Source organism: Parabacteroides sp. B2-S-102, from assembly GCF_023656665.1.
GTDB lineage: Bacteria > Bacteroidota > Bacteroidia > Bacteroidales > Tannerellaceae > Parabacteroides > Parabacteroides distasonis.
The window spans coordinates 222,578-248,057 of the sequence record NZ_JAMOKM010000003.1; the positions used below are offsets into that span (position 1 = coordinate 222,578).

19 protein-coding genes and 1 tRNA gene are annotated in these 25,480 nt (G+C 46.5%); 12 read left to right on the plus strand and 8 right to left on the minus strand.

Annotated elements, in window-relative coordinates:
- Positions 1–75: 75 nt before the first annotated feature.
- On the plus strand, positions 76–2,052 hold the full coding sequence (gene porE, locus NBH07_RS05965) for a PorE family type IX secretion system protein (protein ID WP_005858878.1): 1,977 nt from the start codon (positions 76–78) through the stop codon (positions 2,050–2,052).
- Here the strand turns inward: porE and NBH07_RS05970 are convergent.
- Both NBH07_RS05970 and NBH07_RS05975 read right to left on the minus strand, forming a co-directional pair.
- Positions 2,044–2,412: a hypothetical protein gene (locus tag NBH07_RS05970; protein WP_005858880.1), complete on the minus strand. Its 369-nt coding sequence runs from the start codon at positions 2,410–2,412 to the stop codon at positions 2,044–2,046. The two genes, porE and NBH07_RS05970, sit on opposite strands and share 9 nt — an antisense overlap.
- A gap of 540 nt (positions 2,413–2,952) precedes the next feature.
- Positions 2,953–4,101 carry an aldose epimerase family protein gene (locus tag NBH07_RS05975; RefSeq protein WP_156682695.1) on the minus strand — a complete coding sequence of 383 codons (1,149 nt, stop codon included), beginning with the start codon at positions 4,099–4,101 and terminating at the stop codon, positions 2,953–2,955.
- A gap of 393 nt (positions 4,102–4,494) precedes the next feature.
- Here NBH07_RS05975 and NBH07_RS05980 point away from each other — a divergent pair, with 393 nt between their 5' ends.
- The 6 genes from NBH07_RS05980 to meaB all read left to right on the plus strand — a co-directional run bounded on the left by NBH07_RS05980 (position 4,495) and on the right by meaB (position 14,445).
- Entirely contained in the window at positions 4,495–5,289 is a 795-nt protein-coding gene (locus tag NBH07_RS05980; RefSeq protein WP_005858887.1) for a thymidylate synthase, read from the plus strand.
- Positions 5,290–5,364: 75 nt separating this feature from the next.
- On the plus strand, positions 5,365–5,862 hold the full coding sequence (locus NBH07_RS05985; RefSeq protein WP_005858889.1) for a dihydrofolate reductase: 498 nt from the start codon (positions 5,365–5,367) through the stop codon (positions 5,860–5,862).
- Between the two features lie 87 nt (positions 5,863–5,949).
- Complete coding sequence (locus NBH07_RS05990; RefSeq protein ID WP_156682696.1) at positions 5,950–11,631, plus strand: alpha-2-macroglobulin family protein; 5,682 nt, start codon at positions 5,950–5,952, stop codon at positions 11,629–11,631.
- Between the two features lie 192 nt (positions 11,632–11,823).
- Positions 11,824–12,201, plus strand: a complete 378-nt coding sequence (locus NBH07_RS05995; protein WP_005858893.1) for a DUF1573 domain-containing protein — start codon at positions 11,824–11,826, stop codon at positions 12,199–12,201.
- Positions 12,202–12,228: 27 nt separating this feature from the next.
- Positions 12,229–13,338, plus strand: a complete 1,110-nt coding sequence (locus NBH07_RS06000) for a DUF1573 domain-containing protein (RefSeq protein WP_009017014.1) — start codon at positions 12,229–12,231, stop codon at positions 13,336–13,338.
- A 9-nt stretch (positions 13,339–13,347) separates the two neighbouring features.
- Positions 13,348–14,445 (plus strand): methylmalonyl Co-A mutase-associated GTPase MeaB, encoded by a 1,098-nt coding sequence (meaB, locus tag NBH07_RS06005; protein WP_009017013.1) that lies wholly within the window; start codon positions 13,348–13,350, stop codon positions 14,443–14,445.
- A 49-nt stretch (positions 14,446–14,494) separates the two neighbouring features.
- Here the strand turns inward: meaB and NBH07_RS06010 are convergent, their stop codons facing one another.
- The 6 genes from NBH07_RS06010 to porQ all read right to left on the minus strand — a co-directional run bounded on the left by NBH07_RS06010 (position 14,495) and on the right by porQ (position 21,669).
- Entirely contained in the window at positions 14,495–15,967 is a 1,473-nt protein-coding gene (locus tag NBH07_RS06010; protein ID WP_009017012.1) for a TolB family protein, read from the minus strand.
- A gap of 3 nt (positions 15,968–15,970) precedes the next feature.
- Complete coding sequence (locus tag NBH07_RS06015; RefSeq protein WP_154397112.1) at positions 15,971–17,722, minus strand: DUF6057 family protein; 1,752 nt, start codon at positions 17,720–17,722, stop codon at positions 15,971–15,973.
- Between the two features lie 81 nt (positions 17,723–17,803).
- Positions 17,804–18,784: a 6-phosphofructokinase gene (gene pfkA / locus NBH07_RS06020; RefSeq protein WP_005858904.1), complete on the minus strand. Its 981-nt coding sequence runs from the start codon at positions 18,782–18,784 to the stop codon at positions 17,804–17,806.
- 97 nt (positions 18,785–18,881) lie between these two features.
- Entirely contained in the window at positions 18,882–19,754 is an 873-nt protein-coding gene (locus NBH07_RS06025) for a 4-hydroxy-3-methylbut-2-enyl diphosphate reductase (RefSeq protein WP_009276154.1), read from the minus strand.
- Positions 19,755–19,938: 184 nt separating this feature from the next.
- Positions 19,939–20,628, minus strand: coding sequence for a (d)CMP kinase (cmk, locus tag NBH07_RS06030; protein WP_005858908.1), 690 nt, complete (start codon positions 20,626–20,628; stop codon positions 19,939–19,941).
- Positions 20,629–20,658: 30 nt separating this feature from the next.
- Entirely contained in the window at positions 20,659–21,669 is a 1,011-nt protein-coding gene (gene porQ / locus NBH07_RS06035; protein WP_005858911.1) for a type IX secretion system protein PorQ, read from the minus strand.
- 207 nt (positions 21,670–21,876) lie between these two features.
- On the opposite strand from porQ, the gene NBH07_RS06040 reads away from it, so the two are divergent.
- The 5 genes from NBH07_RS06040 to NBH07_RS06060 all read left to right on the plus strand — a co-directional run bounded on the left by NBH07_RS06040 (position 21,877) and on the right by NBH07_RS06060 (position 25,472).
- Positions 21,877–22,569, plus strand: coding sequence for an energy transducer TonB (locus NBH07_RS06040; protein WP_005858914.1), 693 nt, complete (start codon positions 21,877–21,879; stop codon positions 22,567–22,569).
- 80 nt (positions 22,570–22,649) lie between these two features.
- Positions 22,650–23,624, plus strand: coding sequence for a polyprenyl synthetase family protein (locus tag NBH07_RS06045; protein WP_009017009.1), 975 nt, complete (start codon positions 22,650–22,652; stop codon positions 23,622–23,624).
- A 3-nt stretch (positions 23,625–23,627) separates the two neighbouring features.
- Positions 23,628–24,413 (plus strand): TatD family hydrolase, encoded by a 786-nt coding sequence (locus NBH07_RS06050; protein ID WP_005858918.1) that lies wholly within the window; start codon positions 23,628–23,630, stop codon positions 24,411–24,413.
- A gap of 147 nt (positions 24,414–24,560) precedes the next feature.
- A tRNA-Ser gene (locus NBH07_RS06055) sits at positions 24,561–24,648 on the plus strand.
- An 80-nt stretch (positions 24,649–24,728) separates the two neighbouring features.
- A complete protein-coding gene (locus NBH07_RS06060) occupies positions 24,729–25,472 on the plus strand; it encodes a MotA/TolQ/ExbB proton channel family protein (RefSeq protein ID WP_008772636.1) in 744 nt (247 codons plus the stop codon).
- Positions 25,473–25,480: the final 8 nt, after the last annotated feature.

Genomic DNA, 25,480 nt, shown 5'->3' on the forward strand with positions numbered 1-25,480 from the left:
GGTAACTGTTTTCTTTCAACATACAATAAGATCCCATACAATTCGTTATATTTGCATGAATATATTCTAGATTGAATGAAAGCACATTTTACTATATATGTTTTATTTTTGCTTATCGTATCTTCCTTGTATTCCTGCAAATCGGCGAAGTTGAGCGATGCCGAGGAGAAGCAGCGTATCGGAGAATACTATGAGGCAGCCGCCATTTATCGTAAGGTTTACACGAAAACATCCCCGAAGAAAAGGGATTTGCGCGGCTATATCGCTTACCGTATGGCCGAATGTAACCGGTTGATCAATAATACGGGGAAAGCGACTAGCGCCTATATGAACGCCATCCGCTATGATTACCCCGATAGCACCGTCTACCTACGCATGGGACAGATGTTACAGAAGACCGGACGTTATCCGGAAGCGATCAAGAACTACGATATCTATATGGAGAACGATCCTAGCAATTTATTAGCCATCAACGGCATACAAGGATGCGAGTTAGCTCCCGGATGGAAAAAGAACCCTACCCGCTACGAGGTAAGACGCATGGATAAATTCAATTCCCGCCGGGGAGAATTCAGTCCGATGCTGGCCGGAGATAAATACGACCAACTATACTTCGCTTCTTCCCGCTCGAAAGACAAAGACGCAAAAGTTAGCGCCATCACCGGGCAAAATAACAATAACCTCTTCCTTGTCAAGCAAGACGAGAAAGGGGCTTGGCTAGCTCCCGTAGAGCTTGAAGACGAGGTGAATACGGAATACGACGAAGGAACCCCCTCTTTCTCCCCCGATGGAAACACGATGTATTATACCTATTGCGCCCAAGATCCGGAAGGCCCTCGTACCGCCGAGATTTACATATCTACCCGAAGCAGCGCCAAATGGGGAAAAGGAACCCGTGCGACGATCGTAAAAGACTCGGTTACCGCCCTCGGCCATCCTTCCATCTCGCCGGACGGCAAATACTTGTATTTCGTATCCGACGCCGTGGGCGGTTTCGGTGGCAAGGATATTTTCCGTGCCCGGGTAGCGGGAAACGATTTCGGCCCGATGGAGAACCTAGGAGAAGAGATCAACACCCCGGGAGACGAGATGTTCCCGTATGTCCGGGATTCCGTCACCCTTTATTTCGCGTCCAACGGACATCCGGGAATGGGTGGTCTCGATCTGTTCAAGGCCACGCAAGACAGTACAGGGAAGTGGAAGGTCGAGAACCTAGGCGCTCCCATCAACTCTATGGCAGACGATTTCGGTATCACCTTCGCCGGAAAAGAGGAACGGGGCTTCTTCTGCTCCAACCGCAACGACGCACGGGGCTATGACCATATATATTCCTTTGAACGGCCTACGATCACCATCTTCATCGAAGGAATCGTAAACGATGTCGATGAATATCCGATCGAGGACGCTACCGTACGCATCGTCGGAAAAGACGGACTGAACGTGAAAGTCCCGGTCAAGAAAGACGGTACCTATCGTGTCGAGTTGGAACGGGACATCCGTTATGTCATGATGGCCAGCGCCCGTGGTTACCTCAACCAGAATTATGAATTGCATACCGGCCCCGAGGAGAAAAACGAGACATATATCGTGGATTTCTTCCTCTCTCCGATCAGCAAGCCGGTTGTTATCGATAACATTTTCTACGATTTCGATAAAGCGACCCTTCGTCCGGAATCCAAGAAAGCTTTGGACGAGATGATCAAGATGCTGAACGATAACCCGAACGTAACGATCGAACTGGGTGCCCACACGGACCGGAAAGGTACGGACCAGTATAACGAGCGTTTGGCTCAACGCCGTGCGCAATCGGTCGTGGATTACCTAATAGCGGGAGGTATCGAGGCGGCTCGTCTGGAAGCGAAAGGATATGGAGAAAGCGTTCCCAAGACGATCAACAAGAAGATGGCTAAACAATTCGATTTCTTGAAAGAAGGCGATGTGCTTACCGAGGAATTCATCCTTGCCCTGCCGCCGGAACAGCAAGAGATCGCCGACCAGATCAACCGCAGAACGGAATTCAAGGTCTTACGTACAAACTATAACTTATTTTGAGGGAGCAAAGAGCGTGATCTCCTTAAAAGAGACTGGCCAATCGATCGCACTCATCAGCACATCGAAGGACAGGCGTTGCTGATAAGAGACCGAGGACTCCCTTGAATACAAGTCATGAGCTACCAAACCGATCATCATCTTAACCTTATAATGCAATTCCTTGGATAGTACCAAGCAGGCAAGTACACTCAAATCTCTCGCTTCTTCCCAATCCCGATCCGCAAAACACATCTCCCTTTGAAGTGCCGGATAATGACGAGTCCGCATGATCAGATCCGGATCACGGACCTCACACGCACCTTCCACTACATCCAATAATATACGACAGACAGCCAAACGTTGCTTTTTAATTACCTCCATATACGTTTCCCTCAAACCGGACCGTTCACCTTGTTCGGTATTTCTATATGCTACAAAAAAGAAGCGTGGGAACTGTTAATCTACTATTCGAAACTGAGGCATCGCCAAACACCCATCGGACAAATAATAAACAACAGCCCACGCCTTATTACGTATACTATTAGGCAGTATATATAACAAGCGTGAGCGTTTAGTTGCCTATTATCTCTGTCCGACTTGAAACTTGGCGATTTTCAGTTCCAAAGATAATATCTTAAACGCTTATCGTAATCACACTTTGATTCATAAACCCTTGAATTTCCACAAGAGTTTACTTTATCGATACAAATATAACGCTTTTTCTCATACATCATATGGATTTATTTTTCTCTTTTAAAATCTATTGGGAAAAGATAGCGTATACTCTCTAGCGATAAATTCTTCCACTATAAACAAGATGCTTCCGTGAGTAAAAAAGAGAAGCGCATATACATACTATTCAATGTATATGCGCCTCCACCATTATTTGGATATTTCCAAATCCGGAACTTTCTTCCTTATTTACTCTACCGAGAACTTATAAATACACTCACTCGCATATTTCTCGCCCGGACGAAGCACTACACTCGGGAATGCCGGTTGGTTCGGGCTATCCGGGTAATGTTGAGTCTCCAGACATAGGGCGCCACGATGTGGGTAAACCACACCTAACTTGCCTTTATCACCCGCTTTCGTCATTGAGTTGCCGGCATAGAATTGAAGACCCGGCTCATTGGTGTAAACTTCCATAACGATACCGCTTGTCGGAGATACAACTTTAGCGGCTACCTTATTGATATCGCCGGCGGCGTTCAATATCCAGTTATGATCGTAACCACCACCGTAAACCAATTGCGTAAACGGATTGTCGATATCAGCGCCTACCACTACCGGTTTGCGAAGATCCATCGGCGTGCCTTCCACGGGTTCGATACCGGTCGGGATCAAAGTCTCGTCCACCGGGTTATATGTATCCGCGTCGATCATGATCGTATGATCCATGATTTGCGAGCCGGGAACACCGGAAAGATTAAAATAACTATGGTTCGTCAAATTCACGACAGTAGGTTTATCCGTCGTCGCCTCGTATTTAATATCAACGGCGTTATCATCCGTCAACTTATAGATCACCTTGATATCCAGATTACCGGGGAAACCTGCCTCACCGTCTTTCGATAGATAAGTCAACTCCAAGGTTTGGTCATCGATCTGTTTCGCGTCCCAAACTACCGCGTGATATCCTTTCGGACCTCCATGCAAGCAATGCCCGTTATTATTCTGTGGAAGTTGATACTCCGTTCCGTCCAACGTAAACTTACCATTCGCAATACGGTTGCCATAACGTCCGATCAAACCACCATAGTTATTATCCGGAAAAGCTACATACTGAGCGATATTATCATACCCAAGCACAACATCCGTCATCTTACCGTTCTTATCAGGCACCATCACGGAAACCAAGCGTCCGCCCCAATTCGTTACGCAAGCCTCAGCCCCTTTCTTATTCTTCAACACATACAAAGCAGTCGGCTTACCATCTACCTCAGATACAAAATCCGACTTCATCAAACCAGAGAGAGTGGCCTCTTCCGTAGCCGCCCCCTTCTCATTCTTACCTCCGCATGACAATAACATACACATTGCCATGACCGCAAAACAAAGTTTTTTCATCTCTTACCTTTAAAATTAATAAATGTTATTCTTCGGGCAAAGATACGCATTCTATCCACATGAGGTCCAATATCCTTACGCATTTTCTCGGGAATCCTTACCGATTTCTACTCGAAGTACTACACCATTCCTCTTGACATCTTAATCATCCACCAATTGGTAGATGATCATGCAACAGCCGTTGGAAGATCATGCAACAGCTGTTAGATGATCATCCAACAGCTGATAAATAAGCTAGACCTTCATACAAATCCCCTAATACCTCCCGAAGAAACAGCCAAGGATACATGAAGAAACCGTTTGAATCCTCAACCGATTTCATATTTTGACCCGTTATTCTAGTATAATACGATTCACTTTTGTACATTTGCACACTATTGTAATAAGTGAGTAATGAAACAATATTTAGAGCTGCTCAATAGAGTGCTTACCGAGGGAGTTAGAAAAGAAGACCGGACGGGTACGGGAACGATCAGCGTATTCGGTCATCAGATGCGGTTCAATCTGGAAGAGGGATTCCCGCTACTCACTACCAAGAAGCTGCATCTGAAGTCTATCATCTACGAATTGTTATGGTTCCTGAATGGAGATACCAACGTAAAATATCTGCAAGATCATGGCGTACGCATCTGGAATGAGTGGGCCGATGCGGATGGTAGCCTTGGGCATATATACGGTTACCAATGGCGGTCATGGCCGGATTATAAAGGAGGATCTATCGACCAGATCACCGAGGCCGTGGAGACGATCAAGCATAACCCGGATTCACGACGAATCATTGTAAGCGCATGGAACGTGGCGGACTTAGACAACATGAACCTGCCTCCTTGCCACGCTTTCTTCCAGTTTTACGTGGCGAACGGACGGTTGAGCCTACAATTGTATCAACGTAGCGCGGATATTTTCCTTGGCGTTCCGTTCAACATTGCCTCCTATGCCTTGTTATTACAAATGATGGCACAAGCTACCGGCCTTAAAGCGGGAGATTTTGTTCATACGTTGGGAGACGCCCATATCTACAGCAACCATTTGGAGCAAGTTAAGTTACAATTGACACGTGAGCCACGTGCGTTGCCCCGTATGGAGATCAACCCGGACGTAAAGAGCATCTTCGATTTTAAGTTCGAGGATTTCAATTTGACCGGATACGACCCACATCCCCACATCAAGGGAGAAGTGGCCGTCTGAGAATTGGCAGTTGACGATGGACGGTTGACAGTTAATTCATAAATCATAAATTACAAATCATAAATCAATAAGTCTATGAGTACAATTTCTATCATCGCAGCAATCGCAGATAAAAGCGCGATCGGAAAGAATCAGCAATTATTATGTCACATGCCTTCAGACATGAAGCGTTTCAAGGAATTAACCACGGGACATGCGGTAATCATGGGACGTAAGACATTCGAGTCTCTCCCTGTAGCGCCACTGCCCAATCGGAAGAATGTCGTATTGACGACTATGCCCGAGGCTGGTTTCGTGAATTGTTTCGCTTGCGAGTCTATGGGGGCCGCTCTGGATTTATGTGAGAAAGAGGACGAGATATTCATCATTGGCGGTGCGTTGGTCTACAGACAGGCCTTGAGAATAGCCGACAAAATGTATATTACCCGCATCCATCATGAGTTTCCCGACGCTACCTCGTTCTTTCCCGTCGTAAACTGGGACCTTTGGGAAGAGACTGAACGTGAGGAGTATCCCGCAGACGAGAAGAACCCTTACCCCTACACCTACATCACCTACGTGCGCAAAAAATAAACATTAACGTACGTTTTACAACTTTTTGCTCTTTCTTTGTATCTATATAGGAAAGGTTTATTGTTAAACTTATAAAACCCAAAAGATATGAAGATAAGAGCAATTATTTTATCTGCCCTGATACTTTGCGGCATCTCGGCGGTTATTATGTATAGCCGGGCCGCCCAGCCTCAACAAAAAAGTTCTGTTATCACGCAAGCTATAAACGATAAGAATACCCCTATGGTGATCAAGAATCTTATCCTTAAAATGAAAGAACAGATGGAGGTAAACGATGATCAGTTCCCGGAACTGATCAAGGAGGTGGAGAATTACACCAACAGTTGCGCCGACTCGGCTTCCGTGGCGGTATTACATTCCATGCTGGCGGAGATGTATCAGAACTACTTCCAACGGAACCAGTGGACCATCAACCAAAGAACCCAATTAAGCGGTTATATCCCGGAGGATATCCGGGTATGGACTTCCAACTTATTCACGGATAAGATCAAGGAAGAGATCGATTTATCATTGCGACCTACGGCTTTATTGCAAAATACGCCTGTCAGCAAGTTCAAGGATATTCTGGAGATCGGAAAGGACTCGCAAACCCTGCGTCCGACCCTCTATGAGTTCCTTGCCTTCCGGGCACTGGACATCCAACCGACCGTACAGATCTATAAAGACTTGATCGCCTTTCAAAATAAGGAGCCGAATATGAAATCGGTCCTCCTTACGGAATTGGATTACCTACGATTCCTTTACGGGGATAAAAGGGATAAAGAGTCTTTCGTGGCTTACATGAACGCATTGGATGAGCTTTACAGGAACTTAGCTTCTCAAAACTATGCAGCCGAGATCTTAATCGCCAAATTGGATTTGGTTAGCGGCAGTATGTTTCGTTACGTCTCTACCCAATGGGATTCTATCAAAGCGGAAGAGGTGAAACTATGCGAGGAGGGTATCAAGCGGTATTCCGGTTACCCTCGCACGGCTATCTTAAAGAATCGCTTGGCACAATTGGAACAACCTACTTTATCCGTATCTACAAACAATACGGTTTATCCGGGACAGCAACTGGGGATCAAGCTGGAATATAAGAATGTACAGAAAGTCATCGTACAAATCTATCGAAGCTCGAAAACACCTTTACAAGCGGCAGCCCATACATCCGCAAAAAAATCAAGTAGCAGCACCTTGGGACAACTCGTAAATGAGAAGACATTCTCCTTGCGGCTGCCCGACACCTATTCGCAGCAAGATACGACCTTACATATATCTATGGATCAACCGGGATTGTATGAATGTGTCGTAACCGTACCCGGACAACAGCTAAAGACGATCAATACGGTTAGCGTAACCCGATTGGCCGCGATCTATCGTAATCTTTCCGGTAATAAACAAGAGGTCATGGTTACCGACTATCTTAGCGGGAAGCCTGTTGATGGGGCTATCGTTACCTATTACGGAGGTCAGCGTCGTAGCTTGCAAGAACTGGGTACCGTCAAGACAGACCGGGAAGGCTTGGCCACGCTTCCGGCGAACAGTCAAGTATTGGCGTTCCAAGCCAGCAGACCGGGAGATACCAACGCTATGCTGACAAATATCTACCCGATGGGTTCCGGCCGCAGACCGGAAAAGAACCCGGTAGAAGTCTCGATCTTTACGGACCGTGGACTTTACCGTCCGGGACAAACCATTTTCTTCAAAGGTCTCGCCTACGTAAAAGACTCGAACGACCCGCATGCCGTGGCCGGACAGACTTTTACGGTGACTTTGTATGACGCTAACGGGAAAGAGCTAGCCCAGAAGAAATTCACGACTAATGACTTCGGTTCTTTTAACGGCGAGTTCTCCATCCCCAAACAGACCCTAAGCGGCGTCTTCCGGTTAAGTACCGGACAGATGAGCGTATATATTCATGTAGAGGAATACAAACGCCCGACTTTCCAAGCGTACTTCCTCCCGATCAAGGGCGATATCGCTTTCGGCGATTCCGTTACCATACAAGGCAAGGCGGCTACATTTTCCGGCGTGTCACTGCCCAGCGGCGATGTCACTTGGCGTATTACACGCAGGCCCTTCCTGTTGTGGAAGTATTTCCGTCCGAGCGCTCCGACACAGGTAGCGGAAGGTAGCGCCACTCTTTCCGGCGATGGGACATTCCACGTATCTTTCCGTCCCCAAAAAGAGGAAGATCCGAATCCATACGCTTCCGCATACCAGACCTACGAGGTATCGGCTACCGTAACCGATAGCAAGGGAGAGACCCAAGAGGCGAATTACACCTTCTCGGTAGGAGAATCCAGTATCGTCTTATTCACCAACCTACCGCCACAAATCGAGAAAGACTCGGTAAAAGCCGTAGTCGAAGCCCGGACAATCAATGGGGAGATGGTTTCCACCTCCGGTACTTTCAAGATCGTAGAACTGATCGCAAACCGATCCGATAAGAATAGCGGAGAGAGCTATCAAGAAGGCAAGCAAGTAGCTTCCGGTAGCTTTACCAGTGGCAAAGAAATCAGTCCGGCTATTTTCAACCCATTGCCCTCCGGGCGTTACCGTATTTTAGTAGAAGCCAAAGATAGCCAAGGACGGCAGAGTAAGAACCAGTCCGATTTCATCCTATACGGAAAGAACGACAAGCGTCCTCCCGTATTTACCCATACTTGGCTGCTGAAAGAGAAGACAACTTGTTTACCCGGGGAGGAAGCGGAAATCGTATTCGGCACCTCCGACAAGGACGCCTACGTACTCTATGAATGGTTTGCCGGAAATAACCGCATCCATCATGAGTTGATTAAGCTAAGTGACGCGAACCATCGGTTTAAGATCCCGTTCAAGCCGGAATATGGAGAGGGAATCATCGTATCCTTTACGTTCGTAAAAGAAGGTGAACTATATATTACCCAAGTACCCGTAGAGCTTCAGCTACCCAACCGGCAGTTGACCATCAAGCCGATAACCTTCCGGGATCGTTTACTTCCGGGAAGTAAAGAGAGCTGGAAATTCCGTATCACCGACGCGGACTCCACGATCGTATCCGCCGAGGTACTGACCAGCATGTATGATGCCTCGCTAGATAAAATCATACCATTCAATTGGTATTTCTCCCCGCAGCGAACGATCCTGCTACAAGCTCCCCGTTTCTCAACCGGAGCCGGATTCCAGCGTAGTTATCAATATGACCAGACAGAGGCCAAGTATATAAAAGTACCTCAATATCAGTATGACCGTTTAAATTGGTTCGGTCTATTCAATGAGATTGTCATACGAGGATACGGCTCCAGCAACCGGGCTTTCGCCACGGGTGGTATCATGCTGAAATCCGCGGCAGCCCCAGTAGTGACGGAATCCATGAACATCATGGAAGACAGCGCCGTGTTAGAAGAGTCTAGCGTGGAATCTACGGAAGGGGAACCCGTGTTCAACCTATCCGATCCTTTCGCCAAAGAGAGCAGCCAGCCGGTAAGTCCGGAGCAAATCCGGCAGAACTTCGCGGAAACCGCCTTCTTCTACCCGACCTTACAAACGAACGAGGAAGGAGACGTATTCGTAAATTTCACCCTGCCGGAAAGTAATACGACTTGGAAACTACAGCTATTGGCCAACACCCAAGACCTAAAATACGGTCTGCTTACGAAAGAGGTCATTAGCAGCAAACCCTTGATGGTTCTACCGAATCTGCCTCGTTTCGTCCGCCAAGGGGATGAGGTCAGCATCAGCACGCAAGTCATCAACAATTCCGAGGAAGCGGTATCCGGCCGTGTACGCATCGAACTATTCGATCCCGCTACAGACCAACCGATTATCTGCTTGAGCAAGTCACAACGTCCGTTTGAGTTGCAACCGGATAGCATCGCTACTGTAAGCTGGATGATCCCGGTCCCCAAACAGATCAACCTACTGGGCGTACGTATCCTAGCCGACTCTGAAAAGGGAAGCGACGGGGAGCAGCAGATCGTACCTGTTCTTTCCAATCAATTGCTCATCACGGAAAGTACCCCGTTCTATTTGCTCAAGGAAGGAGAGAAACAAATCCGTATCTCCGGGAACTCGGAGGGAGCGACACCATTCCGTCTCACGCTGGAGATGACCGGGAATCCGATTTGGTACGCGGTACAGGCATTACCGACGATCACACAGCCGAACAATGATAATATCTTATCTTGGTTTGCCGCTTATTACAGCAATACGTTGGCTTCCTATATCGCCCAAGCCCATCCCCGCATCCAGAAAGTGATCAACCAATGGACCGCTCAAGGAGGGAATGCCTCTACTCTCTATTCAAACTTGGAAAAGAACCAAGAGCTGAAGAACATACTCTTGGAGGAGACGCCCTGGGTACTAGCCGCCGATAACGAGACAGAGCAAAAACAACGCTTGTCTTTATTGTTCGACCTAAACCGTGCGGACGGATTACGGGAAGCGGCCTTGCAACAACTGATCCAACAACAGAACGAAGAGGGTGGATGGAGCTGGTTCAAAGGTTTCCCCGCAAGCCGTGCGATCACTCTTTCTATCCTGAAAGGTATGTCACAGCTTGTACAGCTAAACGCGATCCAATATGGGCAAGCGGAGAAAGAGATGCAAATGAAGGCCCTCAAGTTCTTGGACAAAAGTATGCAAACGGATTATGAGAACTTGCTGAAATACGATAAGAAATGGCAAAACGCATGGCCCTCGCCGGAGCAGGTAGAGTTCTTATTCGTCCGCAGTTCCTACCGGGATATCCCGGAACTGGGAGACGCCCGGGAAGCGATCCGTTTCTATACGAACCAAGCGGAGAAGCACTGGAATCAATATTCCTTAATCAGTAAGGGCGAAATCGCCTTGTTAATGCATCGAAACGGTAAAAAGGAGGTGGCGACAGCGATCCTGACAGGACTAAAGAAGACCGCTACGATCTCCGAGGAGAAAGGTATGTATTGGGCAAACAACCGCAGGGGGAGTGATTATTTCACCTCACCGATCGACACGCATTGCTTATTAATGTCCGTCTTTAACGAGATCGCGCCGGATACCCAGAATACAAACCGGATGAAACAATGGTTGCTAAACCAGAAACGTACACAAAACTGGGAATCCGTACCCGCCACGGTAAACGCCATTTACGCCTTGCTACTCACGGGTAGCGATTGGCTGAACACGCAAAACACTTGTGTAGCGACATGGGACGGCAAGATCTATAGTACCGCGGAAGGGGAAATCGCCACCGGTTACCTCAAAACGATACTTCCGAACGAGCCGGCAAATAATTCCGCCAACCCCGTGCTCTCGATCCGCAAGGAAGGAAACACGCCGGCATGGGGAGCTGTTTTCGAGCAATACTTCCAAGAGATCGACAAGGTAAAAGGACAAAAAGGGGTGTTGAGTGTCGAGAAGAAATTATTCGTCGAGACCAATAACGGTACCAACCGCCAAATCCGTCCCGTAACACCGGAGCAACCGCTCCGCATCGGAGACAAGGTAATCGTTCGGCTAACGATCCGGACAGACCGTGAAATGAATTACGTATTCTTGAAAGATCTACGTGCGGGCTGCTTCGAACCGGCCGATCAACTTTCCGGCCCGGAATCAAGAGACGGTATCTGGTATTACAGATCCCCGAAAGACGTATCCGAGAATTTCTTCATCAATCGTCTGCCGGAAGGTACGTTCGTCTTGGAATATCCGGTCTACGTATCCCGTAGCGGCGAATACGCCGGAGGTATCAGTACGATTCAATGTATGTACGCCCCGGAATTCGTGTCGCACACCGCCGGAGAAAGCTTGCGGATCATGCCCTAAACAAGCCTTTTCTTACAATGCCCGTTCTAACCTCCTTACAATGCCCAGTATAAGGAGGTTAGAATGGGCACCGTAAGAAGGTAAGAATAGGCATCGCAAGAAGCGTTATCTTCCTCTAATTTTCAGTTTTCAATTCTCAACTTTCAATTGAAATGACTATCTTTGTAATTCGAATTAAAACTAAACGATAAGATGAAACAAATAGTTTTTATTTTCATGGCGATCCTGTTAGCGACAGGAATGGCTTCGGCTCAGAAGAAAGCAGTTATTTCCGCGGAAACAACCAGTTTCGACTTCGGTACCATCAAGGAAGCAGACGGAAAAGTATCCCATACGTTTGAAGTATCCAATACGGGCGATATGCCTCTGGTCATTACACGTGTAATCGCGTCTTGCGGATGTACGACCCCGGAATGGCCGAAAGAACCGGTAGCTCCGGGTAAGAAAGCCCAGATCAAGGTTACTTTCGATCCGGCAGGACGTCCGGGTCCTTTCACGAAGACCATTTCCGTATACAGTAACGGAAAAACCGGAAGCTTCATCATGAACATCCGGGGAGAGGTTGAATAAGAAATACGTAAAAAACCCCCAATTGGAATGCTGAATATAAAAAGGTTGATCCTTGCTCTTACAGCAATTATATCTATAACGACAGCTTGGGCACAACAAGGCGCCCAAATCTTGTCGGACGAGTTGACTTATAATTTCGGGACAATAGCCGAGGCCGATGGATTCGCCAGTCATACTTTCACGATAAAGAATACGGGAGACGCCCCTTTGGTCATCACCCGTGTTACCGCGTCATGCGGTTGTACACGGCCGGAATGGACTAAGTCGCCGATCGCTCCCGGTAAGACCGGTGAAGTTAAGATAACGTATAATCCGAAAGGACGCCCCGGCCCGTTTTATAAAACCGTATCGATATTCAGCAATGGGAAGAAAGGGAGTTACAGCCTAGCCATTAAGGGAAATGTCACCCCGAAACCTTCGCAGCCGGTCTTTACGTATCCTTATTCTATCGGTGATCTGAAGCTGCATACGAAGACTGTTCTATTCAGCAGTATCCGTCCGGAGGAAACGTTGGGCGAGAAGATCAACATTAAGAACGAGGGAAAGACCTCGGCTACGATTCATCTGGGTAAAGTACCTCACTACCTTAACGTACAGGTGAACCCGGCTACCCTTCAACCGGACGAGGTCGGTGCCATTACGATCCTTATGGATGCCAAGGTCCTGAAGCGGAAAGGACGAGTCTCTACGCTTTTGCCGATCATGATACAGAGCGCCGGAAAGAAGGAAGTATCCGGAGAGATCCAGATCTCCGCCAACGTGACCGATAATTTCAGCAAACTATCCGCTGCGGATAAAGCCCAAGCCCCGATAGCGGAATTATCCGGCACTTTACTGGAATTCGGCAAGCTACCGAACAAGAAAAGTATCGTTCCGTTGATCGGTGGTAAGGTATCGGGTACGTTTGAGATTACGAATGCCGGAAAGACTCCGCTCACGATCTACAGCGTCACTTGTGATGATGAGCGTGTCGATTTGTCCGGCGGCAAGAAAGAACTTAAACCGGGAGCGACCGCTACTTTCAAAGTAACCTTGCGACCGAAAGAGATAAAGACAAAACTTGAAGCACTTATTAATGTCGTATGCAACGACCCGAACGGGCCTATCCGCTTGATCAAGGTGACGGCATACAAATAATAGATTGATATGGAACATCCAGAAAACGATGATCAGTACAAGGGATTGAAAGTGAATAAGGGCATTGCGGATGTCCCTACCGTAAATCCTTATATAAAAAAGCGTGTCCAACGCAAGGTATATACGCCTTCCGAATTCGTGGAAGGTATCTTAAAAGGGAATATCACGATACTCAGTCAAGCAGTTACCTTGGTGGAAAGCTCCAAGCATGAGCACCAACAGGTGGCGCAGGAGATTATCGAGAAATGTTTGCCTTTCGCCGGGAAATCGGTTCGTATCGGTATTACGGGTGTTCCCGGAGCGGGAAAGAGTACCTCTATCGACTCTTTCGGTATGCACTTGATCAACCAAGGGCGTAAGCTTGCCGTACTAGCGATCGACCCGAGTAGCGAACGCTCGAAAGGTAGTATCCTAGGAGATAAGACTCGTATGGAGGCCTTGTCGAGAGAGAAAAACGCCTTTATCCGTCCTTCACCATCCGCAGGCTCCTTAGGGGGGGTCGCCCGTAAGACCCGTGAGACGATCGTATTATGCGAGGCCGCCGGTTTCGATACCGTATTCGTAGAGACCGTGGGTGTCGGACAAAGCGAGACGGCCGTACATTCGATGGTGGACTTCTTCCTGTTGATTCAATTGGCCGGTACCGGAGATGAGTTGCAGGGTATCAAACGAGGTATCATGGAAATGGCGGACGGTATTATTATCAATAAGGCGGATGGAGACAATATCGAAAAGGCGAATCTCGCCGCCGCTCAATTCCGGAACGCCTTACATCTTTTCCCACCTTCGGAATCGGGCTGGTTCCCGAAAGTATTGACTTATTCCGGCTATTACAACCTAGGTATCAAAGAAATATGGGATATGATCGGAGAGTACATGGAGTTCACCAAAAAGAACGGCTACTTCGATTACAAACGTAACGAGCAAGCTAAATACTGGATGTACGAAAGCATCAACGACACGTTGCGGGATAAGTTCTATCATAACCCGGCGGTAGAAGGCATGCTGGAACAAACGGAGAAGCAAGTCTTGAACAACGAGATCAGCTCTTTCGTGGCAGCCAAACGGATGATCGATCTGTTCTTGGATAATATCGCTACGAAATAGGTATAAAAGCATAAGAGTGTCGCACGATCTGATCATGCTACACTCTTTTTTACTTGAACCTTACATCGACTCCTTTGTCTTCTTTCGCTTTCACGGCCAACGCACGCCCTTGTCTCTTTACCTCTCCTGTGATGAATTCAGGTATATTGTAGGATTTCATAAAGCGAAAATAAAAATCCGTATCCTTCTGGGGTAACAGGAAAGGTTTGCAAGCCTGTCCTTTCTCATCGATATAAGCGATGAACAGCCTTGTATACAAACCATCCATCCGACGGCTGCTAAACACGATCCAACGACTATCGCTACTCCATGAATGATAGCTTTCCACATCGTCGCTATTCGCCGCCTCCAATGGATAACTTCGCAGAGTCGATAAATCAATCATGTACAAATCGGCATCCTTATGCCAAATAGAGAAATTCCCATAACCGGACAAGGTATAGAGCAAATACTTTCCATCCGGGGAAACCCGGGGAAAAGAAACGCTTTTATCGATCTCCGATGCCTTATATAAAGTATCGACTACCGTCCCGAAACGGCGTGTAGCGGGATCGAACGAGACTGAGCATAGATCGTATCTCACTTGATCGTATTCCTTGGGCATCGTACGGGCTTTAGCCGAACAGAAATAGAGCGTATTTCCATCCGGGGAAAATGTAGGGAAAGTCTCGAACGCTCCCTCTGAAGACAGCAGCGGAGAAGTCACGATCTCATGCTTTTGCGTATCATAGACGACCACATCCGAGGCCGAGTCGAATACCTCCACCCGATTCCTATCGTTCATATGAAACGCTTGCTTGGTTTTATTCACAGAGAAAGCGACATATTTTCCGGAAGGATGCCAAGAAGGATAGACCAGTGGAGAAAGGGTCTGATCGGTCTTCGTATTCAGCTTCTCCACTTTATCTCCATCGATCAATAAGGTACAAGAATAGGTCTCACGCATATGGAAAAGCATTTTCTCCGGATTCTGCATACAGAAAGAATGGCAGTTCATACAGTTATTGCCGCTCATCTTATTTTCGATGATCGCGTTCTCCGTATAATTTTCCAAGTTACGTTGATAGATACCCATACGGTTCCACAACTCATAGCCCGGTTCGATTAAACGATAAGCCAACCAACCATCGACCGGCTCCTTCGCCACCTTGATGATGAAGGGGGCATACGCGATCCATTCATCATTCACGAAGGCTTGTACGGTTACATTCAGATGATTCCCGGAAGCGGCACGCAACAGCCTTTTCCAACCGGAGGCCGGGATCACGAAACAAGCGTCTTTCCCGGTCTTGATCTCTAATTTCTCCGGGCCACATTCGAGAATGGCACGGGCCTCAACGCAAGCATCTTTCAGCTTAAAATTCAAGGGAGCTATATTCGGCGGGATTGTCACATCCACATAATCCGGAAAGATCTCCGGCTTGACTTCCAGATTCTTCTGTATACGTACCGGACCGGAACAAGCCATCAAGCCCAGAATCATCCACAGACATATACATCTTATTATATACATTTTTCTCATCTCCTATTTAAACATATAATAATACCAATAGGTATCGCCATAAGAGCGATACATCAAACCGGGCAGCGCATTACTATTATTCCGCCCAGCGAGCACTTGCCTCTTATAATCGGTGAATCGCCCTACGATAGATTCCGAGACACCGAAACGTTTCCAGTAATCCGGATCTTTCTCCGATAGGATGATGACCGCCTCTTGAAAAGAGACCGGTAAAGAAGGGAGTAAATCCGTTCCGTAATAGGTTTCCACCAACGTCTTAAAGCGCATCACATCTTTTGCTAAAAGATAGAACACGCCGGCATAGTGGAAAGCGGCTTTATTGGAAGGATTCTGCTCCGCCAAGCGAATCAAGTCCGTGTCGAATCCATCCATCTGGATCAGATGATTCTCAGCTAGCAGGTTCCTGCGCATATTCCCCAATAGAGGATCTGTCTCGACCGCCTCATCATTATACAGGAATTTCCGCTGCGCTTTGGCCCAATCCTTATAATAGAAAGTATTCTCTAAGACAGCGATATATTTCTCCGCGACCGGATAGGCTCCATAAATCAAGTTCGTTTGCACCAAACGTTGCGTCATGCGGGGATTTCCATCACATAAAGCGCCGATATTACTCTCGAATGCCATCTCTTGAGCCGCGGCGACATTTCCCATCGTAAAATAAACATCACTCAACAAGGCGGATATGGTGGTCGATTTATTCCATGCCACCATTAATCCACGAGGCCCGTGCTGCGTGTACTTAAACGCCTCATCCGCCAGAATACCTTTCCGGGCCAAAGCCATATTTTGGTAACATAAATAGAGTTGATTAGTGGTCGGCTCCTTGCATGATACCAAGATCCGGTCCCATTGCTCTGTCCGAGTAAAATAGTCCATCATCTTCAAACGGTATGATTTCTGTTCGCCATATAGATCGAAGCCTTTCCAGAAGATAAGCCCTAAGATAATGAATTGGGAGATTCCCAGCGCTAGACGCTTTTTACCAGCCCATGATTCCTTGTTTTTACAGAGGCAGGTTACAACCAACGCCGCATAGAAAGCGATCCATGAGAAATAAATTACCTTATCCGGCACCAAACGGAAATAATAATAACTATCCGGTAAAAAGACAAAGCGGTATTCTCCGATCACCGAGTAACGCACACATAATCCACCCAAGATCAACACGATCATCGGTAAAATCGCAGAATAATACCAACGGGGCGTCCGGCTCATGGCCTCATATCCGACCATGGATAAGGCAAACAACAAAGAGACCGGCCCGGCCAACCCAAAGAGTAACAGGGAGGCAAACAGACTTGCTATCAAACGAGGTATGAAATTCCTTATCCCTAAAACGAGATATAAAGCAAGCAGCATCATACCGAAGGCGACCGTTCCTTGAAACCTGTAATTAAAATCCCATTGCACAAACAACAAAGATAGGACGGGAAGCCAAGCCCATAAAATACCATGGCTTCGCGGATCGATCCGCTTCAAGATCGCCCAGAACAAGGCCCCTAGGCTTGTCAGCAGGGCCGCCGTTATCATAGCTCCCACATTCGGGAGAATGAAGAACTGCACCAAACAACCGGAGAGAACCATCGCTAAACCTCCCGGTTGCATTAACTTATCGATAATAAAAATGGGAGTCAACTGGAATAACTGGTTCTGCTCGACACAGTAAAAATGGTACTCACTGAATATCCTCAAGAAGATAAACAGAAAGACAAATACGATTACATGCAAGGCCACGCCGCTATACTTCTTCATGATATCAGGTTCTTCAAATAAAAACCCGGATGTACGCAATCGCTACATCCGGGTTCCTATTCGTATAAACATATGCCTTATTTAGATTGAAGAAACACGGAGCGTGTTCAACAAATCCCGGTTAATAGGCTTATCATTCTTGATCGCTTTAGAGAACGGTACATAGACGATCTGGTCGTTCTGGATACCCATCATCACGTTACGCTGGTCATCCAACAAGGCATCGATCGCGGCCACACCCATACGAGTCGCCAATATCCGGTCTTGTGCCGTAGGAGAACCACCACGCTGCAAGTGACCTAAAATAGAGACACGCACGTCGAACTGCGGATATTCCTTCTTCACACGCTCAGCGACACCCATAGCGCCACCGGTTACCTCACTTTCGGCAACCAATACGATACTACTGTTCTTGGACTTACGGAATCCATTCTCGATCATCTCGGCCAATTGGTCTTTCTCCAAGGAGATTTCCGGGATAATAGCGGCTTCGGCGCCAGAAGCGATCGCTCCGTTCAACGCCAAGAAACCGGCGTCGCGTCCCATAACCTCCACAAAAAATAGACGATCATGCGAAGTAGCCGTATCACGGATCTTATCCACGCATTCCATGATCGTGTTCAAGGCTGTATCATAACCGATCGTCGTATCCGTGCCATACAAGTCATTATCAATCGTACCCGGCAATCCTACGATCGGGAAATTAAACTCCTGAGCGAAAATACGCGCTCCCGTCAACGTTCCGTCACCACCGATAGCGATCAAGGCATCGATCCCATGCTCTTGCAACTTATCATAAGCCTGTTTTCGTCCCTCGGGAGTCTTGAACTCCACGCAACGGGCGGTCTTAAGGATTGTTCCACCACGTTGAATTATATTACTGACATTTTGTGTCTTAAACTCTTCAATCTCATCTAAGATCAACCCTTTGTAACCACGGTAAATACCTTTCACTCTCATTCCGTTATAAATAGCGGAACGTGTTACCGCACGAATAGCGGCATTCATTCCCGGGGCATCACCTCCGGACGTTAAAATACCAACACACTTTACTGTAGACATAGCGTCATTGATTTTAATGTTCTCCGGCAAAAGTAGTAAATATTTAGTTATCCTTCTGTCTTTCTCCCGGAAAGTTCACGTAATCTTAATCAAAATATCATTCCGAAGCGTTCAATTCCTTGATCCGGACCGCTACTTCCTCCATCAACCACTTGGGAGTGGATGTAGCACCGCAAACCCCGACCCGGCGCACGCCCTCGGGCAAAGGCTCGGTAATCTCTGATACCTCGGAAATAAAGAGCGTATTCGGGTTCGCTTTCCGGCACTCCTCGAACAGCATCTTTCCGTTGGAACTCTTACGACCGGCCACAAAATAGACCCAATCGTGGCTGGAGGCGAACGCTTTTATATTCGGAAGACGATTCGCCACCTGACGACAAATCGTATCGTAATAATTAAACTCCACCCCTTCCGCCATCCGCTGCTTGATCTCCGCCACTACCGCCTTGAATCCATCCAAGGACTTCGTGGTTTGGGAAAACAGACTGATCGCACGGGTAAAGTCCAGACGATCGAGGTCTTCTATTTTCTCGATGACAATCGCCGTGCCCTCCGTCTGCCCCACCAAGCCATTCACCTCCGCATGGCCTTTCTTCCCATAGATAACCAACTGGGTGTTATTCGCCCGGGTCTCTTGATAACATTTATGGATCTTGCGCTGCAAACGCAAGACAACCGGGCAAGTAGCGTCTATAATCGTGATATTGTTTCGCTTCGCTAAAGCATAGGTAGAAGGTGGCTCGCCATGCGCCCGGAGCAACACCTTCCGGTCTCTCAACCTTGAAAGTCCCTCATGGTCGATCGTATGCAGCCCCATATGCTCCAACCGCTCCACCTCCAAACTGTTATGAACGATATCGCCTAGGCAATACAGCGTATCCGTATTTCCCAGCTCCCGCTCAGCGCTCTCTATGGCGGTGACAACCCCAAAACAGAATCCGGAATCTTTATCTATCTCGACTTCTATCATATCTATAATATCATTAACAAACAAGCACTTACAGTTTTCTTAATTTTCAATCACAAGAAACTATAGTTTCTTCATAACAAAACTAGAGTTTTCCCTAAGAGAAACTTTTGTTTCCTAGTAACGAAACTATAGTTTTCATTCGAAGAGACAAAAGTTTTCTTTATAGGAAACTCCAAGCACTCGTTTATGAACCGATCGCTTTATGATATTGTTCCAGCAACCAAGCCTTTTGCTCTTCCAAGGTCATATGGGAATTATCCAATACCAAGGCATCATCAGCTTGTCTCAAAGGACTTTCCTCCCGGGTTGAATCTATATAATCCCGCTTCTTCACATTCTCCAGCACTTCCTCGTAAGAAGCGGGGATCCCTTTCGCCTCCAGCTCATCGACCCGGCGCTTGGCACGTACCTCCGGCGAGGCCGTCACGAAAAGCTTCAACTCCGCATCCGGGAATACGACCGTACCGATATCACGGCCATCCATCACGATGCCTTTCGCCTTTCCCATCTCTTGTTGCTTAGCGACCAACGCACGGCGCACAAAGCCTAGAGTGGCTACCGGACTCACTTTATCCGCCACTTCCATACCACGGATCTCTTTCTCTACATTCACACCGTTCAAATAGGTATCCGGCCGGCCGGTCTCCGCGTTCAAACGAAATGAAATATCGATATCATGGATAGAAGCCTTCAGCTCTTCCTCCTTAATCTTCTCTCCCTCAAAAAATCCATGCTGGATGCAATACAAAGTCACGGCCCGATACATGGCACCCGTATCGATATACGTATATCCAATCTCCTTGGCAAGATCTTTAGCCATGGTGCTTTTGCCACTGGAAGAGTGGCCGTCTATAGCGATAACTATTTTCTTCATATATATATATATATATATTAATGTATAGGTTTATTCTGTCACCTTCTTAAAATCGGCCAAGGTCGTAGATACGCTAATCATCATCGACATGGCGGACGGATGATATTTCGCCAGCGAGAAGCCCACGTCAAACATCTTGATCCTTACACCTGCGCCCGCCGAGAAGCCGGAGAAACTTCCCCCGCCTTTCAACTTCATATCCATATTGACCTTCGGATTGAATCCTACGCCCACCCAAAAGTTCTCGGACGGGATAAAATCCACGCCGATGATAAAATGCTTCGCCAACGTCTTAACGAAAGAATCCCCGTCATACTCTTTATCCGTATTATCGATATAATCGAACTTCCAACGGTTCAAGTATTGGGCCGTCAAAGAAAAACGAATCGGGGCATGCGCCATTTTCTGCGTGATACCCATCTGGATATCCCAAGGCATCTTTTGTCGCTCATCCTCGTAAGCTTTCAGTTGCGCGCCGATATTCTTCAAGGCGAAACCAAAGGAAAAGCCCTTATCCGAATTATAATAACTCAATCCCGCATCCACGCATAAACCGATAGAGGTATAATCAGCCAGCCCCGAATACAAGAACTTCAACGATAATCCACCCCGCCAACGCTCATTCAAGTCACGGGAGTAAAAACCGTTCACGCTGATATCTTTCGCCGACAGGCTCGCTCCGGTCACGACGTTATCCGGTAACACCTCCTTGATATCGCCATAGCTTATAAACGTAGCGCCTACGCCCCAAGCCCCTTTCTCGCCATGCGCTTTCGTGAACAAGGCACTTCCTACGTTGATATCCGAGATGTAATTCATATAATTCAAGTTGATCATCCCATCCATCTCCGCACCTAGCAAGGCCGGATTATGGAAGATAAGCGAAGGGTCTCTTTCTACCAACGCCACGGTATGCCCACCCAAGGCGTTAGCCCGGGTCGAGGTCGGAAAACGTAAGAAAGTATACGCCTCACTCCCGTTTTGCGCTGAGACAGACAGTGTAACAACGAATAAAATCAGTATAAATAGTTTATTTCTCATATTTTCATGCAAAAAATCGTTCAAAGATACATTAATTCGGAAAAATGTTTTTACTTTACACCCGCAAATCTCAGAAATACGGATTTCACATTAACAGAAACGGGAAAAATGCCAAAAAGGTATATTATCGCTCTCATTTTTGTTTGATATATGAAATAATTTGTATTTTTGCAGAAGTGAAAAACACTTATAAATTATTATAAACGTATGGAAATTAAAAAATCACCGAAAGCGGACCTTGAGAGAGGTAAGTCTCTAAGTATCCTGATGGGATTCGTAGTGGGCTTAGCTGTCTTGTTCGTGGGCTTCGAATGGAGCACCCGCGATGTAATGGTCGTTCAGGCTAGCGAGGGTGTAGCAGACATCATCGCCGAGGAAGAAGTGGAAATCACGAGACCGGAGAATACGCCTCCTCCACCTCCACCACCTCCAGCACCAGTTGTAACCGAGGTTTTGAACGTTGTTGAAGACGACGTTGAATTGGAACAGCAAGATATCTTATCATCAGAGGATAATCAGCAAGAGGCTCAAACAGCCGTTTATACACCGCCTGCAGTAGTAGAGGAAGAAGAAGAATCCGCTCAGCAGATCTTTACGGTTGTAGAGGAAATGCCGAAGTTCCCGGGTGGAGACGCAGAGTTGCTGAAGTTTATCGCTAAATCAATCAAGTATCCGGTAATCGCACAGGAAAACGGTATCCAAGGTCGTGTAATCTGCGCATTCGTGGTTAACCGAGACGGATCAGTAGTAGACGCTGAGGTATTACGTGGTGTAGACCCCTCATTGGATAAAGAGGCTCTTCGTGTGATCGGTACCATGCCTAAATGGACTCCGGGTAAGCAGAGAGGTAAACCAGTACGTGTTAAGTATACTGTGCCTATCACGTTCAGATTGCAATAGTATAACATTAAACATATCAAAAAGGCTGCTTTATTTTCGCAGCCTTTTTTTATTTCATAACTCCATTAATTGATACAGCTATGTTAGCATTCGAGAATATACTTCAAAGAATAGAAAGCGAGATCTCTCAACTACAATTCACCAATCCTCCCAAGAGCTTATACGAGCCGATAGAGTACATCTTGTCCCTCGGAGGAAAAAGAATACGTCCGGCGTTAACGTTGATGGCATGTAATATATATAATAATAGTATAGAGAATGCGATCAAGCCCGCTTTAGGTCTGGAAGTTTTCCATAACTTCACCTTGCTGCACGACGACCTGATGGATGAAGCTGATAAAAGAAGGAACAAACCTACCGTACACAAGGTATGGAATGCCAATACGGCGATTCTTTCCGGAGACGCAATGCTAATAGCGGCTTATCAATTAATCGGATCAACGGAACACGGCCACCTCAAACAAGTGTTGGATTTATTTACGCAAACCGCGGCGGAAATATGTGGCGGCCAACAATTCGACATGGAATTCGAGTCTCGCATGGATGTGAACGAGGAAGAATACATCGAGATGATCCGGCTAAAGACAGCCGTACTACTGGCCTGCTCCCTTAAGACGGGTGCCCTACTCGGAGGTGCCTCACAGGAAGACGCAGGCAACTTATATGCGTTTGGTATCAATATAGGTCTAGCGTTTCAACTGCAAGATGATTTACTAGATGTATATGGTGACACCGCCACTTTCGGGAAAAACATTGGCGGCGATATCCTTTGCAACAAGAAAACATTCTTATTGATCAACGCTCTCAGACTGGCCAATAAAGAACAAGCGGAAGCTCTCCGTAGCTGGATGGATAAAAAAGAATTCGACCCGGCTCAAAAGATACAGGCATTCACCTCTATCTACAACGAATTGCAGCTAAAACAATTAACAGAAAATAAAATCCAAGCCTATTACGACGCATCCGTAGAGAACTTAAAAGCTTTACAAGTCGCCCCCGAAAAATTAACGATCCTAAAAGAGGTTTGTGATCATTTAATGCATAGACAATCCTAATCCATGAGGTTAATAGACACACATTGCCATTTATATCTGGAGGATTTCGATCCGGAGCAAGACGAACTGGCTCAAAAAGCAAAAGACTCAGGTATCGACACCCTGCTTCTGCCAAACGTAGACCTGACGACGATTGACAGAATGCACGATTTATGCGATCGATACCCAGAGTTCGCTTTCCCCATGATGGGATTGCATCCGACCAGTGTGGATAGCAATTATATCGATATCCTAAAACAAACGGAATCCTATCTATCTAAACGTACTTATTGCGGTATCGGTGAAATCGGGATCGATCTATATTGGGATAAGACTTATTTAAAGGAGCAACAAATCGTTTTCGAGGAACAATTGCGTTGGAGCATCGATCTGAACCTGCCCGTAGCCATCCATACCCGCGACGCATATCCGGAAGTTCTGGAATGCATACATAAAGTCGGAGCGGAAAGACTTAAGGGCGTATTTCATAGTTTTACCGGCACAACGGAAGAGCTAGAAGAAATAAAGAAACTGCCCACCTTCAAGATCGGGATAAACGGAGTTGTTACCTTTAAAAATTCAAAACTGTCCGAAGTCATTCGGCAAACGGATCTTAAAAAGATACTCTTGGAAACAGATGCACCCTATCTTTCACCAGTCCCCTACAGAGGTAGACGGAATGAGCCTACTTACATATGGAAGACGGCCGAGAAAGTGGCGGAAACATTCGGCCTCACGCTAGAGGAAACCGTAAACGCTACTCGAAAAAACACATTAGAATTGTTTAAAAGCGTAAATAAACCCATATAGACACTTTTTTTCGAATGAAGTCAAAATTTATTTCGTGGATATTGTGTATATGTCAAGCAAAAACTATAGATTTGTGCACTGAAAAGATTGCATATGGGAATTTTTTCGTATTTTGCGGTCGTTTTAGAAGAAGCTAGGTGAATAATTGGAGAGATGCTCGAGTGGTTGAAGAGGCACGCCTGGAAAGCGTGTAAACCCCTAAAGGGTTTCGCAGGTTCGAATCCCGCTCTCTCCGCGGTGGAGAATACCATGAATTAATTAACAATAAAATAAAAACAAATAAGAGAATTATTAATCTTAAAAATTAAACACACAATGAAAAAGTTATTTGCAAAAGCATTCTTGGGTTTATGTGCCCTTGGAACTTCTACCGTAGCATTCGCGCAGGACGCTGCAGACGCAGCTACAGCTGTTGAAGGAGGTATGTATCAAGCATTAAAAACAAAGTTTATCGAAGGTGGTGCCGACTTCATGAGTTTGGTTGCTATCGCTTTGATTTTCGGTTTGGCTTTCTGCTTAGAGAGAATTATCTACTTGAACTTAGCTGAAACGAATTCCAGCAAATTGTTGAAGGGTATCGAAGATGCTTTAGACAAAGGTGATGTTGAAGGCGCTAAAGCTATCGCTCGTGACACAAGAGGCCCTATCGCTTCTATCGCTTACCAAGGATTGATGAGAATTGACCAAGGTATCGACGTTGTAGAAAAATCTATCGTTTCTTATGGTGGTGTTCAAGGAGGTCTTTTGGAAAAGAATATGTCTTGGATCACATTGTTTATCGCAATGGCTCCGTCTTTAGGATTCTTGGGTACTGTAGTAGGTATGATCATGGCGTTCGATAAAATCGAGCAAGTTGGTGATATCAGCCCGACGGTTGTAGCAGGTGGTATGAAAGTGGCCTTGATTACTACTGTAGGTGGTTTGATCGTTGCTTTGATCCTTCAGGTATTCTATAACTATTTGTTAAGCAAATTGGAGGCTATCTTGAATCAAATGGAAGATGCTTCTATCTCTTTGCTTGACTTGGTTATCAAATACAACGTCAAATTCAAAAAATAATAACGAAT

Coding starts and splice junctions, on each gene's coding strand:
- porE (WP_005858878.1), top strand. CDS start 76: ATGAAAGCACATTTTACTATATATGTTTTATTTTTGCTTATCGTATCT.
- NBH07_RS05970 (WP_005858880.1), bottom strand. CDS start 2,412: ATGGAGGTAATTAAAAAGCAACGTTTGGCTGTCTGTCGTATATTATTG.
- NBH07_RS05975 (WP_156682695.1), bottom strand. CDS start 4,101: ATGAAAAAACTTTGTTTTGCGGTCATGGCAATGTGTATGTTATTGTCA.
- NBH07_RS05980 (WP_005858887.1), top strand. CDS start 4,495: ATGAAACAATATTTAGAGCTGCTCAATAGAGTGCTTACCGAGGGAGTT.
- NBH07_RS05985 (WP_005858889.1), top strand. CDS start 5,365: ATGAGTACAATTTCTATCATCGCAGCAATCGCAGATAAAAGCGCGATC.
- NBH07_RS05990 (WP_156682696.1), top strand. CDS start 5,950: ATGAAGATAAGAGCAATTATTTTATCTGCCCTGATACTTTGCGGCATC.
- NBH07_RS05995 (WP_005858893.1), top strand. CDS start 11,824: ATGAAACAAATAGTTTTTATTTTCATGGCGATCCTGTTAGCGACAGGA.
- NBH07_RS06000 (WP_009017014.1), top strand. CDS start 12,229: ATGCTGAATATAAAAAGGTTGATCCTTGCTCTTACAGCAATTATATCT.
- meaB (WP_009017013.1), top strand. CDS start 13,348: ATGGAACATCCAGAAAACGATGATCAGTACAAGGGATTGAAAGTGAAT.
- NBH07_RS06010 (WP_009017012.1), bottom strand. CDS start 15,967: ATGAGAAAAATGTATATAATAAGATGTATATGTCTGTGGATGATTCTG.
- NBH07_RS06015 (WP_154397112.1), bottom strand. CDS start 17,722: ATGAAGAAGTATAGCGGCGTGGCCTTGCATGTAATCGTATTTGTCTTT.
- pfkA (WP_005858904.1), bottom strand. CDS start 18,784: ATGTCTACAGTAAAGTGTGTTGGTATTTTAACGTCCGGAGGTGATGCC.
- NBH07_RS06025 (WP_009276154.1), bottom strand. CDS start 19,754: ATGATAGAAGTCGAGATAGATAAAGATTCCGGATTCTGTTTTGGGGTT.
- cmk (WP_005858908.1), bottom strand. CDS start 20,628: ATGAAGAAAATAGTTATCGCTATAGACGGCCACTCTTCCAGTGGCAAA.
- porQ (WP_005858911.1), bottom strand. CDS start 21,669: ATGAGAAATAAACTATTTATACTGATTTTATTCGTTGTTACACTGTCT.
- NBH07_RS06040 (WP_005858914.1), top strand. CDS start 21,877: ATGGAAATTAAAAAATCACCGAAAGCGGACCTTGAGAGAGGTAAGTCT.
- NBH07_RS06045 (WP_009017009.1), top strand. CDS start 22,650: ATGTTAGCATTCGAGAATATACTTCAAAGAATAGAAAGCGAGATCTCT.
- NBH07_RS06050 (WP_005858918.1), top strand. CDS start 23,628: ATGAGGTTAATAGACACACATTGCCATTTATATCTGGAGGATTTCGAT.
- NBH07_RS06060 (WP_008772636.1), top strand. CDS start 24,729: ATGAAAAAGTTATTTGCAAAAGCATTCTTGGGTTTATGTGCCCTTGGA.